This is a genomic window from Pseudomonas sp. HP_01 (assembly GCF_055284355.1).
Window position 1 is genome coordinate 47,893 of the sequence record NZ_JBTOPV010000019.1, and the last position, 15,064, is coordinate 62,956.

The 15,064-nt window shown below is 58.7% G+C and carries 13 protein-coding genes and 1 pseudogene; 5 read left to right on the forward strand and 9 right to left on the reverse strand.

Features of this window, described 5'->3' with window-relative positions; all coding sequences use genetic code 11:
- Positions 1-55 precede the first annotated feature (55 nt).
- Positions 56-2,164 (forward strand): molybdopterin oxidoreductase family protein, encoded by a 2,109-nt coding sequence (locus ACYAR8_RS12605; protein WP_463580062.1) that lies wholly within the window; start codon positions 56-58, stop codon positions 2,162-2,164.
- A gap of 116 nt (positions 2,165-2,280) precedes the next feature.
- Positions 2,281-2,610 carry a Grx4 family monothiol glutaredoxin gene (gene grxD, locus ACYAR8_RS12610; protein ID WP_074888979.1) on the forward strand — a complete coding sequence of 110 codons (330 nt, stop codon included), beginning with the start codon at positions 2,281-2,283 and terminating at the stop codon, positions 2,608-2,610.
- 75 nt (positions 2,611-2,685) lie between these two features.
- Here grxD and bfr read toward each other — a convergent pair whose 3' ends face one another.
- The 4 genes from bfr to pyrC form a co-directional block, all read right to left on the reverse strand.
- On the reverse strand, positions 2,686-3,162 hold the full coding sequence (bfr, locus tag ACYAR8_RS12615; RefSeq protein ID WP_065992554.1) for a bacterioferritin: 477 nt from the start codon (positions 3,160-3,162) through the stop codon (positions 2,686-2,688).
- Between the two features lie 201 nt (positions 3,163-3,363).
- Positions 3,364-3,582: a bacterioferritin-associated ferredoxin gene (locus ACYAR8_RS12620; RefSeq protein WP_065992556.1), complete on the reverse strand. Its 219-nt coding sequence runs from the start codon at positions 3,580-3,582 to the stop codon at positions 3,364-3,366.
- A 666-nt stretch (positions 3,583-4,248) separates the two neighbouring features.
- Entirely contained in the window at positions 4,249-4,926 is a 678-nt protein-coding gene (gene rnt / locus ACYAR8_RS12625; RefSeq protein ID WP_074888982.1) for a ribonuclease T, read from the reverse strand.
- The gene (gene pyrC / locus ACYAR8_RS12630; protein WP_463580063.1) at positions 4,923-5,969 is read right to left on the reverse strand and encodes a dihydroorotase; all 1,047 of its coding nucleotides are present in this window, start codon (positions 5,967-5,969) and stop codon (positions 4,923-4,925) included. The genes rnt and pyrC overlap by 4 nt, the downstream gene beginning before the upstream one ends.
- Before the next feature lie 144 nt (positions 5,970-6,113).
- Between pyrC and ACYAR8_RS12635 the strand changes: the two genes are divergently transcribed.
- Both ACYAR8_RS12635 and ACYAR8_RS12640 read left to right on the forward strand, forming a co-directional pair.
- Positions 6,114-7,112: a flagellar protein MotY gene (locus tag ACYAR8_RS12635; protein ID WP_463580064.1), complete on the forward strand. Its 999-nt coding sequence runs from the start codon at positions 6,114-6,116 to the stop codon at positions 7,110-7,112.
- Positions 7,113-7,242: 130 nt separating this feature from the next.
- Complete coding sequence (locus ACYAR8_RS12640) at positions 7,243-8,460, forward strand: argininosuccinate synthase (RefSeq protein WP_074888991.1); 1,218 nt, start codon at positions 7,243-7,245, stop codon at positions 8,458-8,460.
- 167 nt (positions 8,461-8,627) lie between these two features.
- Here the strand turns inward: ACYAR8_RS12640 and ACYAR8_RS12645 are convergent, their stop codons facing one another.
- Entirely contained in the window at positions 8,628-9,182 is a 555-nt protein-coding gene (locus tag ACYAR8_RS12645; protein WP_074888994.1) for a hypothetical protein, read from the reverse strand.
- Between the two features lie 1,146 nt (positions 9,183-10,328).
- Between ACYAR8_RS12645 and ACYAR8_RS12650 the strand changes: the two genes are divergently transcribed.
- On the forward strand, positions 10,329-10,955 hold the full coding sequence (locus ACYAR8_RS12650) for a response regulator transcription factor (protein ID WP_037012286.1): 627 nt from the start codon (positions 10,329-10,331) through the stop codon (positions 10,953-10,955).
- A gap of 105 nt (positions 10,956-11,060) precedes the next feature.
- On the opposite strand, the gene ACYAR8_RS12655 is transcribed toward ACYAR8_RS12650, so the two are convergent.
- The 4 genes and pseudogenes from ACYAR8_RS12655 to metG all read right to left on the reverse strand — a co-directional run bounded on the left by ACYAR8_RS12655 (position 11,061) and on the right by metG (position 14,954).
- Positions 11,061-11,243, reverse strand: coding sequence for a PA3496 family putative envelope integrity protein (locus ACYAR8_RS12655; protein ID WP_074888998.1), 183 nt, complete (start codon positions 11,241-11,243; stop codon positions 11,061-11,063).
- Between the two features lie 105 nt (positions 11,244-11,348).
- Positions 11,349-11,987, reverse strand: coding sequence for an endonuclease III (nth, locus tag ACYAR8_RS12660; protein WP_463580065.1), 639 nt, complete (start codon positions 11,985-11,987; stop codon positions 11,349-11,351).
- 23 nt (positions 11,988-12,010) lie between these two features.
- Positions 12,011-12,838 (reverse strand): annotated as a pseudogene (gene rsxB / locus ACYAR8_RS12665) (electron transport complex subunit RsxB); the annotation flags it as partial.
- A gap of 67 nt (positions 12,839-12,905) precedes the next feature.
- Positions 12,906-14,954 carry a methionine--tRNA ligase gene (metG, locus tag ACYAR8_RS12670; protein WP_463580066.1) on the reverse strand — a complete coding sequence of 683 codons (2,049 nt, stop codon included), beginning with the start codon at positions 14,952-14,954 and terminating at the stop codon, positions 12,906-12,908.
- Positions 14,955-15,064 lie beyond the last annotated feature (110 nt).

Sequence of the window (15,064 nt, forward strand, 5' to 3'; positions counted from 1 at the left end):
CCATAGTTTTGTATCCGCGATCGCTTGATCGCCCTATAAAAACTCGAGACTGGCGATGACCAAGACTCTCCACCACCGTGCCTGTCACCTGTGCGAGGCGATTTGCGGCCTCACCCTCGAAACCACCCTGCAGGACGACGCCAGCACCCTGATCACCTCGATCAAGGGCGATGCGCAGGACACCTTCAGTCGCGGGCATATCTGCCCCAAAGCCGTCGCGCTGCAAGACATCCAGAATGATCCCGATCGCCTCCGCCAGCCGATGCAGCGCATTGGCAATGACTGGCAGCCGATCGAGTGGCAGGCCGCGTTTGATCTGATCGCCGAGCGCCTGGCCGACATTCAGGCACGTCACGGGCAGAACGCGGTGGCGGTGTACCAGGGCAACCCCAGCGTGCACAACTATGGGCTGATGACCCACAGCAACTATTTTCTCGGGCTGCTGAAAACCCGTAACCGCTACTCCGCGACTTCCGTGGACCAGTTGCCTCATCACCTGACCAGTCATTTGATGTACGGCCACGGTCTGCTGCTGCCCATCGCCGACATTGACCACACCGATTTCATGCTCATCCTCGGCGGTAATCCGCTGGCGTCCAACGGCAGCATCATGACCGTGCCTGACGTTGAGAAGCGTCTGAAAGCGATTCAGGCCCGTGGCGGCAAAGTCGTTGTGGTCGATCCGCGCCGCAGCGAAACCGCCGCCATAGCCGATAAGCACCTGTTCATCCGGCCGGGCGGCGACGCGGCGTTTCTGTTTGGCCTGCTGCACACCCTGTTTGCCGAAGGCCTGACCCGTGAGAGCCACCTTGCGGTTGATGGTCTTGAGGAAGTCCGCGCCGCCGTCAGCGAGATGAACGCCGACGCCATGAGCCCTCGATGCGGCGTGCCCGCCGAGCAGATCAGGCAGCTCGCTAGGGATTTCGCCGCTGCCAAAAGCGGTGTGTGTTACGGGCGCATGGGCATTTCCACCCAGGCGTTCGGCACCCTGTGCCACTGGCTGGTGCAACTGATCAATCTGGTCACCGGTAATCTTGACCGTGAAGGCGGTGCTCTGTGCACCGAGCCCGCGCTGGATCTGGTGGCGTCGACGTCAGGAGGCAGCTTCAATCGCTGGCAGAGTCGCGTCTCCCAACTGCCGGAGTACGGCGGCGAGCTGCCGGTTTCTGCGCTGGCCGAGGAAATGCTGACCCCGGGAGAAGGGCAGATCAAGGCGCTGATCACCGTTGCGGGTAATCCGGTGTTGTCGACGCCCAACGGACGTCAGCTCGATACTGCGCTCGAAGGCCTGGAATTCATGGTCAGCGTCGATTTGTACATCAACGAAACCACGCGGCACGCGGACCTCATCCTGCCGTCGACGTCGGCGCTGGAAAATGACCACTACGACACCACGTTCAACATGTTTGCCGTGCGCAACGTCACCCGGTTCAACCGCGCGATCCTCGCCAAGCCAGAGGGCGCATTGCACGACTGGGAAATCTTTGTCGGCCTCGCCCAGGCCTTCGCGCTGAAAACCGGCCGCGAGCTGAAACCGACGATGCCGCCGGCGCAGATGGTCGATCGCGGTTTGCGCGCCGGGCTGTACGGTGATGCTTCGCCGTTTAAGCTGTCCCTGGAGACACTGGCGCAGTATCCCCACGGTCTGGACCTCGGCCCGCTCAAGCCCAATCTCGCCAACCGTCTTAAAACCTTCAACCAGCGGGTGCAGGCCGCGCCGCCGGTGATCCTTGCCGACCTGGGCCGCTTCGCTGGGGAGCCTGCGCCCCAGGCCGGGGGCCTGATGCTTATTGGTCGGCGCCATGTGCGCAGCAATAATTCATGGATGCACAATTTCCATCGGCTGGTGAAAGGCAAGCCGCGGCATCAGTTGCTGATGCACCCCGACGACTTGATCAGCCGGGGCTTGATGGACGGTCAGCGAGTCAGGGTCAGCTCTCGGGTCGGCGTGATCGAGGTCGAAGTGATGAGCAGCGCGGACATGATGCCCGGGGTTGTCAGCCTGCCCCACGGTTGGGGTCACGGTCGTCCGGGCGTGAAAATGGAAACCGCGGCGGCCCAGCCAGGTGAGAGCGCCAATGACCTGACTGACGAGCGGGCACTGGACGGGATTTCCGGGAACGCCGTGCTCAACGGGGTGCCGGTGACCGTGGCAGCGGCATGACGGCCATCATTTCCCGAGGAGCCGCCATGGCCAAGACCAAGCGTTATGCTCGGGAATCGTTTAGAATGCGCCACCGTGTCGACACATACAGTCGTAAAGTTTAGCCGAGGTGCTCCATGGATATTATCGAAACGATCAAAGACCAGATTGCCAGCAACACCGTTCTGCTTTACATGAAAGGCGCTCCGAATGCCCCGCAGTGTGGCTTTTCGGCCAAGGCTTCTCAGGCACTGATGGCGTGTGGCGAAAAGTTCGCGTACGTCGATATCCTGCAGAACCCGGAAATCCGCGCCAACCTGCCGAAGTACGCCAACTGGCCAACGTTCCCGCAGCTGTGGGTCGGTGGTGAGCTGGTCGGCGGTAGCGACATCATCACTGAAATGCAGGCTGACGGTTCGCTGCAGGAACTGGTGAAAGCCGCTGTTGCGAAAAACGCCACTGCCTGATTTCGGCAGTCGTAAAAAAGCCCCGCTCTCTGCCGAGAAGCGGGGCTTTTTATTGAGCGGTGTCAGAGACGACTATCAGTCCTCTTCGCCCATCTGAGACTGCAGATAGTTCTCGATGCCGACCTTGTCGATCAGCCCCAGCTGTGTTTCCAGCCAGTCGATGTGCTCTTCTTCCGATTCCAGAATGTCTTCCAGCATCTCGCGGCTGCCGAAATCGCCGACGGTTTCGCAGTGCGCGATGGCGGCTTTCAAATCGGCGTGGCCCTTGCGCTCGATGCGCAGGTCACACTCAAGCATTTCCTTGGTGTGCTCGCCGATCAGGATCTTGCCCAGGTCCTGCAGGTTCGGGAGGCCTTCCAGAAACAGGATGCGCTTGATCAGTTTGTCAGCGTGTTTCATCTCGTCGATGGATTCGTGGTACTCGTGTTTGCCCAGCTTGTTCAGGCCCCAGTCTTCATACATGCGCGCATGCAGGAAGTACTGGTTGATCGCGACCAGCTCGTTACCGAGGATCTTGTTGAGATGCTGGATGACTGTGATGTCGCCTTTCATGATCGGGGTCCTGTCGAAGATATAGGTAATGCAGGCGGGAAGTCTGAGCCCAGCCTATAACTCTGTCAAACCTAAGTTATTGAATAATAAGTGAAAATAAATAGGAATAAGAATGTTTGTGTTCCGCATCTTGTTGCTAAGCGATTGAATTAAAGGCATAAAAAAACCGGACAGGGCCCGGTTTTGTTTGAAAGCGGTCTTTCAGGCAGCTGAAAATTCTGCGGGATAGGCGAGGGCGGCGTGGCTGGTTTGCAGCTCGGTCAGGGTTTCACGCACCACTTCCTTGGCGAGGCAGGCACATTTCCCACACTTGCTGGCGACACCGAGGGTCTCGCGGACGTCACGATAGCTGCAGCATCCTTCCATGATTGCTTCACGGATTTGTCCGTCGGTAACACCTTGGCAGAGGCAGACATACATATAAGAAACCGTCGCTGAGTGATTGGCTCAATGCGAGGGATACTAATGTTAATGAGAATGCTTGTCAAAACTACTCAGGCTTCTTCGCGTGGCTACCGATGAGTGGTCGGCTGCGGCGATAGGCATGATCGCTTGTGAGGGTTGTGTGTATATCCATTATCGGCGGTGGTGCTGATTACGGTTCCGCCCTTACGGCGGGTCACTTTTTCCAAGAGCCGAAAAAGTAACCAAAAAGGCCCTGCTCCTGGTTGGGTTCCTCCTTCGTCGGAATACCTTCACTCCGGTCTCGCTCCGTGGGCCCGCCGCCATCCGCCATCCATGGCGGGGGGCGGCTCTCGCGGCATCCATGCCGCTCGGCCCACTGCGCGAGACCTGCGTTCAGCCTGCACCCAAGTCGCGTTCTGCGGTGACTGAACCTTTTGCGTATGAGGATCAAAAACAGATCAAAAGCGGATCAAGAGCTTCCCGGCTGAAGCCGGTCCCACGGGTTGTACGCGACCTGCTTTTTAGTGGGACCGGCTTTAGCCGGGAAGGGGCCAGTCGGGACGCAGAGTGTTGGAGGGGACTGATTTATTTACACGCTTCTCCGTAAATTAATCTGTCCCCGGCTAGCGATAAAAAAACCGGCCACATGGGCCGGTTCTTGTATCGCGCAGCCGCATCGACTCAGTTATCGAAGTCGTGCCAGCCGCCCATTTCTTTCCAGCGGTTGACGATGCCGCAGAACAGCTCGGCAGTCTTTTCGGTGTCGTAACGGGCCGAATGGGCCTCGCGGCCGTCGAAATCGATGTCCGCCGACTGGCAGGCTTTTGCCAGAACAGTCTGACCGTAAGCCAGGCCCGCCAGCGTCGCGGTGTCGAAGCTGGAGAACGGATGGAACGGGTTACGCTTCATGTCGAGCCGCGCAACCGCTGCGTTGAGAAAGCCCAAGTCAAAGCTGGCGTTGTGGCCGACCAGAATTGCCCGCTTGCAGCCGTTGGCTTTCAGCGCCTTGCGGATGCCGCGGAAGATGTCCGTCAGCGCGGTTTCTTCGCTCACGGCCATGCGCAGCGGGTGGTCCAGCTTGATGCCGGTGAACTCCAGCGCCGCCGCTTCAACATTGGCGCCTTCGAAGGGTTCGACACGGAAGAAATACGTGTGGTCAGGAAAGACAAAGCCCTTCTCGTCCATGCCAATCGTCGTGGCTGCGATTTCCAGCAACGCATCAGTGGCGCAGTTGAACCCGCCTGTTTCTACGTCAACCACAACGGGCAGGTAACCGCGAAAACGGGCAGCCATCGGGTGCCGGGACCCTGTACCGCCACCGGAGCCTTCTTGCTCGTCTTCGTAATGTTCTTCACTCACGCGTGTTCCTCCAGCAGGCGCCAGCGCAGTTTTTCACCGGCGCGCAGCGGGATAACAGAAAGCTCGCCAAACGGCAGGCTGGCGGGGGCCGTCCATTCGTCACGAACCAGGGTAATGGTGTCGGTGTTGGTCGGCAGGCCATAGAACGCCGGGCCGTGGATACTGGCGAAACCTTCCAGCTTGTCGAGCGCATTGCGTGACTCGAATGCCTCGGCGTACAGCTCGATGGCGGCGAATGCGGTGTAGCAGCCGGCACAACCGCATGCCGCTTCTTTGGCGTGCTGCGCGTGGGGCGCGGAGTCCGTTCCGAGGAAGAACTTGCTGCTGCCGCTGGTGGCGGCATCGAGCAGGGCGACCTGGTGGGTGTTGCGCTTGAGAATCGGCAAGCAGTAGAAGTGGGGACGGATGCCACCCACCAGCATGTGGTTGCGGTTATACAACAAGTGGTGCGCAGTGATGGTCGCACCGACATTGGCCGAGGCTTCATTCACGAACTGCACGGCGTCGGCGGTGGTGATGTGTTCGAACACCACTTTCAACGTCGGAAAACGCTCGACGACACGACGCATGTGTTCATCGATGAAAATCTTTTCGCGGTCGAACACGTCGATGTCGCCGCGGGTCACTTCGCCGTGAATCAACAGCGGCAGGCCCACTTCAGCCATCGCCTCGAGCACCGGAAAGATCTTGTCGACGCTGGTCACGCCCGAATCGGAATTGGTAGTCGCGCCTGCCGGGTACAACTTGGCGGCATACACGAAGCCACTTGCCTTCGCGGCGCGAATCTCTTCGGGCTGCGTCAGGTCGGTGAGATAAAGCACCATCAGCGGCTCGAAGCGGCTGCCGTGCGGACGTGCAGCGAGGATGCGCTGACGATAGGCGTCCGCTTGCTCCGCGTTGCGTACCGGAGGCACGAGGTTCGGCATGATGATCGCGCGGCCAAAAGTGCGCGCTACGTCGGCGACGGTGTGGGGCAAAACAGCGCCATCTCGAAGATGGATATGCCAGTCGTCGGGGCGCAGGAGGGTCAGGCGTTCGGACATTGGGGATTCCAGGCGGGTCAAACTCGCTGGGAATGCTACCGGAAAAGACTCCTCCAGGCACTCGCTATCAAGTTTTGCGGGAAGTTACCGATAGCCACGTGTAAGTCATTAATCTTGTTACGCGTGAATTTAGTGGAGCCTCCCGTGCGCCAGCGATATCTAGCCCTGCTCAGCGTGTTTGCCAGCCTGCCGGCCGTGGCGCTCACCTTCCAGACCCGTCTGGAGAATATTGAGTGGAAGGTGGAAGGCGACCAGTTCGAGTGCAGACTGACTCAACCGATCGCCGATTTCGGCGCCGGCGAGTTCGTGCGGCGCGCGGGTGAGCAGCCGACGTTTCGCTTGAAAGCAAATGGCTACAGTCTGGCGTCCGGTTCGGCCATGTTGATTGCCGCTGCGGCGCCTTGGCAGCCGGGTCGCAGTGATCTCAATCTTGGCGCGGTGAAAGTCGGCAGCGGCGAGATTCCCTTCAATACCAATCAGGCCCAGGCGACGCGTCTGATCGCCGGTTTGATGGAAGGGCGCAGCCCGACCATTCGTCACACCTTGCGCGATGGCGGCGGTGCGATGGAAGTGCGGCTGTTACCGGTGAAATTCAGCAAGGCCTACGGTGACTTCCAGGTCTGTACCGCGAAGCTGTTGCCGATGAATTTCGAGCAAGTCCGACAGTCCGAGATCGGCTTCCCGGGTGGCGGCATCGAGCTGGACGCTACGGCCAAGCGCAAGCTGGACACCGTGCTGGCTTATATGAAGGCTGATCCGACGGTCAATCACGTCGAACTCGACGGCCACTCCGACAACAGCGGCAACCGGTTGACCAACCGCGATCTGTCGCGGCGTCGTGCGCTGTCGGTGATGGACTACCTCAAAGCCCAGGGCATCCCGGAAGAGCAGATCACCCTGCGTTTCCACGGCGAGCAATATCCGCTGGCGCCGAACACCAACAATGCCAATCGCGCGCGCAACCGTCGGGTGAATATCCACCTGGAGCGTGTGGCGCAGCAGACCCCAGCCGTGCCGCCATCCGCTGCACCTGCACCTGCACCTGCACCTGCACCGGCTCCGTTGCCAGGGCCTGCGGCATCGCCAACCCCTGGCGCTGCGCCTGCCACAGCGGCAAGTACGACGCCCGCCAAGGCCTCTTGATGATGGGCAGCCAAGTCGTCTGACTGAAAGAATCTGTCGCTTTGTCGTCAGAAGCTGTCGCGACACTGTAAATTCCCGCGCGTGAACGGTAAACTCGTCGGTTTTCCGTACAACGCGTTGGAGTGATGGCATGGCGGACGTAAACAAGGTAGTTCTCGCGTATTCCGGTGGCCTGGATACTTCGGTAATCCTCAAGTGGCTGCAAGACACGTACAACTGCGAGGTGGTGACCTTCACCGCTGACCTGGGTCAGGGCGAAGAAGTCGAGCCAGCACGCGCCAAGGCGCAAGCCATGGGCGTCAAAGAAATCTACATCGACGACCTGCGCGAAGAGTTCGTGCGTGATTTCGTGTTCCCGATGTTCCGCGCCAACACTGTCTACGAAGGCGAGTACCTGCTGGGTACTTCCATCGCGCGTCCCCTGATCGCCAAACGCCTCATCGAAATCGCCAACGAAACCGGCGCTGACGCCATTTCCCACGGCGCTACCGGCAAAGGCAACGACCAGGTTCGTTTCGAACTCGGCGCCTATGCGCTCAAGCCTGGCGTGAAAGTTATTGCGCCTTGGCGTGAGTGGGACCTGCTGTCCCGCGAGAAGCTCATGGACTACGCCGAGAAGCACGCGATTCCGATTGAGCGCCACGGCAAGAAAAAATCCCCGTATTCGATGGATGCCAACCTGCTGCACATCTCCTATGAAGGCGGCGTGCTGGAAGACACCTGGACCGAGCACGAAGAAGACATGTGGCGGTGGACAGTGTCGCCGGAAAACGCGCCCGACAAGGCGCAGTATCTGGAGCTGACCTACCGCAATGGCGACATCGTTGCACTGGACGGCGTCGAGATGACCCCGGCCACCGTTCTTGCCACCCTGAACCGCATCGGCGGCGAACACGGGATCGGCCGTCTGGACATCGTCGAAAACCGCTACGTCGGCATGAAGTCCCGTGGCTGCTACGAGACCCCGGGCGGCACCATCATGCTGCGTGGTCACCGTGCGATCGAATCGATCACCCTGGACCGCGAAGTCGCGCACCTTAAAGATGAGCTGATGCCCAAGTACGCCAGCCTGATCTACACCGGTTACTGGTGGAGCCCTGAGCGTCTTATGCTGCAACAGATGATCGATGCTTCGCAGGCACACGTGAACGGTGTGGTGCGCCTGAAGCTTTATAAGGGCAACGTAATCGTGACCGGTCGCAAGTCCGACGAGTCGCTGTTCGATGCCAACATCGCGACGTTCGAAGAAGACGGCGGCGCCTACAATCAGGCAGATGCTGCCGGCTTCATCAAGCTCAACGCGTTGCGCATGCGCATTGCCGCGAACAAGGGCCGCAAGTTGTTCTGATCGCTGTCGTGATTGATGTGCAGCCCTGTCAGGGGCTGCACTCACTGCCTGTTCTCGTTGTGCCCCTGGCGGTTCATCAGAAACTTTTCCCGCTCCCTCGGTCGTCGGTTAATGCCCCCGTTTACGGGCGGTAAAAGACGCGCCTGGGCTTCGTTTCATCTCCTGCATCATGTTGGCAAATCTGTGTCTTTATCAGCGATGTTCTCAGCCGTATCCCCCTGCGAAGTTGTTCGAAACTCAAAGCGATAGGCTTTGCCAATGTCCCAGATATCGCGGATTCCCACGCCCAATAGTTGAGCGATTTCGGGAACCGTATAGCCCAATGCCGAGTAATGCATGGCATGCCCGGCGGTGGCGTCGTCCACGGTTGCCGGCTCTCTTTGCCGGGACGTGCGTGACCGCCGAACAGGCTGGCAGTAGCGGATCTTCAGACCGTTCTCGCTGGCCAGGCGCTTGATGTCCTTCTGGTTCATGCGCAGCGAGTATTGCAACGCGGCGACACCCGCTCCCTTGGCAACAAGCCCCTTGAGAAGGTCGACCTTGGTGGACAGCTCCGCCTCCGGATCGGCGTCCCGGGTTTGCCGCGACGCTTCGGTCTCCCGTGATTCTCCCTCTGCAATGACATTGATGACGCCGCCTTCTGAAACGTAGCGCTCCACCGCTTCCGCCAGCTTAAGAGGGTCGCTGCTCGCGCCAATGGAGTATTTTATTTTCTTGGTCATGGTAGGTTCCTTTGAACATATCAACTAAACAGCCTGCACTGCCGGGACGTTCACGCTTAAGCGTGTTTAAACACTGAATGGCTTATTCATGCCGAAGAGTGGCCTGCGCACGGACTGCTGGCACAAGAAACACCAGCCTTTATAGGCGCAATAATCTTTTATCGTGAGAGATGCCACTAACTAACAGTGGGCTGAACCATTCGCTCATCAAAAAGTAACGAGTGGTAATAGGTTTGGCAAGTAAAAAGCCAAAAAATATGCAGTTTGTTTTTTAATCTCTTTGGGTGATGTTTTGGGCGGTAATAATAGTCCGTTAGTTATGTAGTATTTTTCTGGAATGACTTGATGGTGCTGGATGTTATGGGCTGAATAGTATTACGTGAAAGGCGGGGCAGCCCTCCGTTTTAATAGGGTGATCTGACGCAGGCTTTATTAAATGGGGCAGCACCCGGTGGAGGAGGTTACGTGGCGAAACTTTTTATCCCATTCCTGGCCCGGTATCTGGGTAAGAACAGTTGAAAGTTAGTTCGGGCTGTTCAGAAATTTCTTAACCCGCTGTAGGTCCTTTCGAGTATTTAATATGTAATGAAACTCGTCGGGCGCACACCTGTGTTTTAAGCAAATGTGTGCGGCCGTGCACGTCTCCCATGGTCCGCAATATTTTATGATTTTTGTTCACTGGCAGCCTGGCCAGATGGGCATATGCTGAAGTCATGACGGTCGTGGTGAGCAGGTTGTCACCCGCTACCCTGGGCAGTGCTTCAAAGAGGAAGCCTTTTTTGATGGGCGTTACGCAAAGCCATGGATGTCCCCACATTCAAACCGGTGGGCGGAGCAAAGGGGCGCCGACGGACCTTATGACAAAGCGAGCTATTAAACCGCGTTCATATCGTCAGAAATGCTCAGCGTATTCAGGATTCACAAATGACCACTTGCGATCTCGGAAATTATGCGGTCACGTACTGAGACAGGACTGCACATCATAAAAAACAGAGCGGATAGGGCAGGTTTTGTAGGATTTTTCTGTTGGTTGAGTGAGAAAGGTCTTTGCCTGCTGGTCTGCAGGGAGGAGCGCCATGCAAAGCACTAAACGACTAAGCTATTGTGCGGACTCTGAAAATTCGAACAGCGAAAAATGGACTGCTCATGAATAAAGTGTTGATCGTGGATGATCACCCAGTCATTAGGCTCGCCGTACGCATGTTGATGGAACGCCACGGCTACGAAGTCATTGCCGAGACGGATAACGGCGTGGATGCGTTACAACTGGCGCGCGAGCACTTGCCGGATATTGTCATTCTGGACATCGGTATCCCCAAGCTCGATGGCCTGGAGGTCATCGCTCGATTGTCGGCAATGACGCTGGCCTTCAAAGTGCTGATCCTCACCTCCCAGGCGCCGGGGCATTTCTCAATGCGTTGTATGCAGGCAGGCGCGGCGGGTTATGTCTGTAAGCAGCAGGATTTGACCGAATTGCTCAGCGCCATCAAGGCGGTGTTGTCCGGCTACAGTTATTTCCCCAATCAGGCACTGCACACGGTGCGCTCCAGTCTTGGCAATGCCAGTGAGGCGGAGATGGTGGATCGTCTGTCCGGGAGGGAAATGATGGTGTTGCAGCAGTTGGCCCGTGGCAAGACCAACAAGGAAATCGCCGACGGCATGTTTCTGAGCAACAAGACCGTCAGCACGTACAAAACGCGTCTTTTGCTCAAGCTCAATGCGCATTCGCTGGTCGACCTCATCGAGCTCGCGCAGCGTAATGGACTGGTTTGATGGCCGAGAGGCAACGGTGCTTCAGGCGGCGTTTTCCGCTCATGCGTTTTCTGCCAAGGCCTCTCTGCAGGGAGAGGCCTTGAGGCAGAGCATTTCAAGCAGTGTTCAGAAATCGAAATCGTAGTCTGCAAGCTGCCTTTGCAGGCGACGCTCTTCCAGCAGGTTATCGATGGTGCGGCGCTTGCTGAGGTTGGTCTTGGCGGTCTCTACCGGGACGGGCAGGGCTTCTTCCGGCTCTTCGGTGACGAAGTCGTCATCCACTTCGAGGGTGTCTTTTTCATCGCTCATGATTCAGCCTCAGGCGTGAACAGTCGTTGGCGCTCCTTATAGCGACAAACCCCGCGCGGGTAAAAAAGATTTTTTTAATCGATTGAAGCCCGGCGAAGCTATCGTTCAATCGTCAGAGGTCTTCACCTTGTACTCGCACAGGTCCTCGATCCGGCAGCTGCCACACCGGGGCTTGCGCGCGATACACACGTAACGGCCGTGAAGGATCAGCCAGTGGTGTGCATCCATGAGGTAGTCCCTGGGCACGAACTTCATCAGTTTGTTTTCAACTTCCACCACATTCTTCCCGGGCGCGATTCCGGTGCGGTTACTCACCCGGAAGATGTGCGTGTCGACCGCCATCGCCAACTGGCGAAATGCGGTGTTCAGGACCACGTTCGCGGTTTTGCGGCCCACGCCGGGAAGGGCTTCAAGGGCCTCTCGGGTTTGCGGCACATCCCCTCCGTGCAGTTCAATCAGCAGGCGGCACGTCTCGATCACGTTCCGCGCCTTGCTGTTGTACAGGCCGATGGTCCTGATATAGGCAGACAAACCCTCGACGCCCAACGCGTAAATCGCCTCAGGCGTATTGGCCACAGGGTACAGACGCGCCGTGGCCTTGTTGACGCTGACATCGGTCGCTTGCGCCGAGAGAATCACAGCGATCAGGAGCTCGAACGGCGTGGTATAGGCCAGTTCCGTTTTAGGATCGGGATTGTCTTCGTGCAAACGACGAAAGATTTCAAGACGTTTGGCGGCGTTCATGGGGTAGACGTTTCCTGAGAAGACGGTGCCAGGGGCGCCGAGTCCTGCAATTGGGCGAGCGCGTGCTCTGCTTCGTCGAGGCCGCGTTGCAACTGCACAAGTTGTGCGGCTTGTTCGGCAATCGGCGGGTGACCAAAGGCTTTCAGCGACTTCAGCAGTTGAGCTCTGCTCATGGCGACCTGGGCGCGTGCCTGTTTCAACGCAGCGTCGCCGCCCGTCGAAGGTGCCGAGCGAATGCGGGCCAGTGCGGCTTGCGCCGGATCCGGCTGGATAGCGGCAGGGGTGGCAGCCCGTAGCTGGCGAGCCTGGCGCTCAGCCTGCCGTCGCTGTTCATCGCGCTGCAGGCGGGCCGAGCGCGCGTCAAAGCGTTGCCGTGCGCGAATGCGTTTGACGGCTCTCGCTGATCGCTGTGCATCATCCATCGCAGAATCGCCAATGAAAGGAATCGAGGCCACTGGCAGCGGCAGCATGTCGATGCAGTCGACCGGGCAGGGGGCAACGCACAGGTCACAGCCGGTGCATTCCTGAACGATGACGGTGTGCATCAGCTTGGCGGCGCCGACGATCGCGTCCACCGGGCAGGCCTGGATGCATTTGGTGCAACCGATGCACTCGGCCTCGCGAATAAACGCAACTTGCGCCGGCGCGCTGCCTCGTTCGATGTCCAGTTGCAGGACCGGCACATTCAGCAGTCGAGCCAGTGCCGCGATGGTCTCGACGCCACCGGGTGGACACTTGTTGATGGCTTCGCCGCTGGCAATGCCTTCGGCATAGGGCTGGCAGCCTGGGTGGCCGCATTTCCCACACTGGGTTTGCGGCAGCAGGGCGTCGATGCGCTGAATCAGGCTCATGCTTGGACCAGATCGACGGCCCGAGCGGGCCGCCGATAACGTGCAGAATGTTGCGTTTGGGGTCGGGTTACTTGATGCGCTGGCCGGGCTTGGCGCCGCTGTCAGGGCTCAGCAGGTAAATCTCTTCACCGCCAGGGCCCGCTGCCATCACCATGCCTTCGGAAATACCGAAGCGCATTTTCCGCGGCTTCAGGTTGGCGATCATCATGGTCAACCGACCCTCCAGCTCCGCCGGTTTCGGGTAGGCGCTCTTGATGCCGGAGAAGACATTGCGCTTCTCGTCGCCGATATCCAGCGTCAGGCGCAACAGCTTGTCGGCGCCTTCGACGTGCTCGGCTTTTTCGATCAGCGCGACACGCAGGTCGATCGCCGCGAAGGCGTCGAAGTCGATCTCCGGCGAGAGCGGGTCTTTCGTCAGCTCGCCGTTGCCTTGAGTTGCCGCGCCAGTGTCGGTGGCGCTGGCGGCCAGGTCTTCTTTCGATGCGTCGGTCATGGCTTCCACTTTTACAGGGTCGATGCGGGTCATCAGCGGTTGGAACGGGTTGAGCTGATGATTGCTCAGCAGCGTCTGGTGGTCATCCCAGGTCAGTGGCGCGACATTGAGGAACTGCTCGGCGTCCGCAGCCAGATTCGGCAGCACAGGCTTGAGGAAGATCACCAGTTGACGGAACAGGTTGATGCCCAGCGCGCAGATCGCCTGAACCTCATCCTGTTTACCTTCCTGCTTGGCCAGCGACCAAGGCGCCTTGTCGGCGATCCAGGCATTGGCGCGGTCGGCCAGCGCCATGATTTCGCGCATCGCCCGGGCAAAGTCACGTGCCTCGTAGGCGTCGGCAATGCTTGGCGCTGCTGCGTGGAAGGCGTCGGTCAGTTCGGGCTCGGCATTGCCGGCCACCAGCAAACCTGCGTTGCCCTTCTGGATGAAGCCCGCGCAACGGCTGGCGATGTTGACCACCTTGCCGATCAGGTCAGAGTTGACCTTCTGCACGAAGTCTTCAAGGTTCAGGTCGAGATCGTCGACGCCACGGCCCAGCTTGGCCGCGTAGTAATAGCGCAGGTATTCAGGCGACAGGTGCTCAAGGTAGGTGCGTGCCTTGATGAAGGTGCCGCGGGACTTCGACATCTTCTGGCCATTGACGGTCAGGTAGCCGTGAACGTTGATGGCGGTAGGCTTGCGGAACCCTGAGCCTTCAAGCATCGCTGGCCAGAACAGCGCATGGAAGTTGACGATGTCCTTGCCGATGAAGTGGTAAAGCTCAGTGGTCGAATCCTTGCGCCAGAACGCATCGAAGTCCAGTTCCGGGCGGCGCGCGCACAGATTCTTGAAGCTCGCCATGTAGCCGATGGGAGCATCCAGCCACACGTAGAAATATTTGCCCGGCTCGTCGGGGATCTCGAAGCCGAAATACGGCGCATCGCGGGAGATGTCCCACTGCTGCAGGCCGGAATCGAGCCATTCGGCGATTTTGTTAGCCACGGCGTCCTGCAACGTGCCGCTTCGCGTCCAGCTCTTGAGCATGGCGTCGAACGCCGGCAGGTCGAAGAAGAAATGCTTCGAATCCCGGAGTACCGGGGTTGCACCGGAAATCGCGGACTTTGGGTCTTTCAGGTCAGTCGGGGCGTAGGTCGCACCGCACTTCTCGCAGTTGTCGCCGTACTGGTCTTCAGTGCCGCATTTCGGGCAGGTGCCTTTGATGAAGCGGTCGGCCAGGAACATTTTCTTTTCCGGGTCGAAATATTGCGTCACGGAGCGCGTAGCGATGTGCCCGGCGTCGCGAAGGCGCTTGTAGATCTCGCTCGACAACTCGCGGTTTTCTTCGGCGTGGGTCGAATGGAAGTTGTCGAAATCCACCAGGAAGTCAGCGAAGTCGGCGCTGTGCTCGGCCTGCACGTTGGCAATGAGTTGCTCCGGCGTTATGCCTTCCTTCTCGGCGCGCAGCATGATCGCCGAACCATGGGCGTCGTCCGCGCACACGTAAATGCACTGGTTGCCGCGGTGCTTTTGAAAGCGCACCCACATGTCGGTCTGGATGTACTCGAGCATGTGGCCAAGGTGAATGGAACCATTGGCATAGGGCAGGGCGCTGGTGACGAGAATCTTGCGTGGCTCGGACATTGGGCTCGGCTACTTGAAGTGAAACGGAGGTCGGCCACTATAAAGGCCTGAGCGTTTTTTTTCATCCCGCGCTGCATGTCGGAATCTGCCGATCTGCTTGAAAGGAAACG

Excerpts from the sequence above, each read along its gene's own strand:
- ACYAR8_RS12650 (WP_037012286.1), top strand. The coding sequence starts at position 10,329 with ATGAATAAAGTGTTGATCGTGGATGATCACCCAGTCATTAGGCTCGCC.
- pyrC (WP_463580063.1), bottom strand. The coding sequence starts at position 5,969 with ATGTCCGAACGCCTGACCCTCCTGCGCCCCGACGACTGGCATATCCAT.
- ACYAR8_RS12620 (WP_065992556.1), bottom strand. The coding sequence starts at position 3,582 with ATGTATGTCTGCCTCTGCCAAGGTGTTACCGACGGACAAATCCGTGAA.
- metG (WP_463580066.1), bottom strand. The coding sequence starts at position 14,954 with ATGTCCGAGCCACGCAAGATTCTCGTCACCAGCGCCCTGCCCTATGCC.
- ACYAR8_RS12605 (WP_463580062.1), top strand. The coding sequence starts at position 56 with ATGACCAAGACTCTCCACCACCGTGCCTGTCACCTGTGCGAGGCGATT.
- ACYAR8_RS12655 (WP_074888998.1), bottom strand. The coding sequence starts at position 11,243 with ATGAGCGATGAAAAAGACACCCTCGAAGTGGATGACGACTTCGTCACC.
- grxD (WP_074888979.1), top strand. The coding sequence starts at position 2,281 with ATGGATATTATCGAAACGATCAAAGACCAGATTGCCAGCAACACCGTT.
- ACYAR8_RS12640 (WP_074888991.1), top strand. The coding sequence starts at position 7,243 with ATGGCGGACGTAAACAAGGTAGTTCTCGCGTATTCCGGTGGCCTGGAT.
- ACYAR8_RS12645 (WP_074888994.1), bottom strand. The coding sequence starts at position 9,182 with ATGACCAAGAAAATAAAATACTCCATTGGCGCGAGCAGCGACCCTCTT.
- bfr (WP_065992554.1), bottom strand. The coding sequence starts at position 3,162 with ATGAAAGGCGACATCACAGTCATCCAGCATCTCAACAAGATCCTCGGT.
- nth (WP_463580065.1), bottom strand. The coding sequence starts at position 11,987 with ATGAACGCCGCCAAACGTCTTGAAATCTTTCGTCGTTTGCACGAAGAC.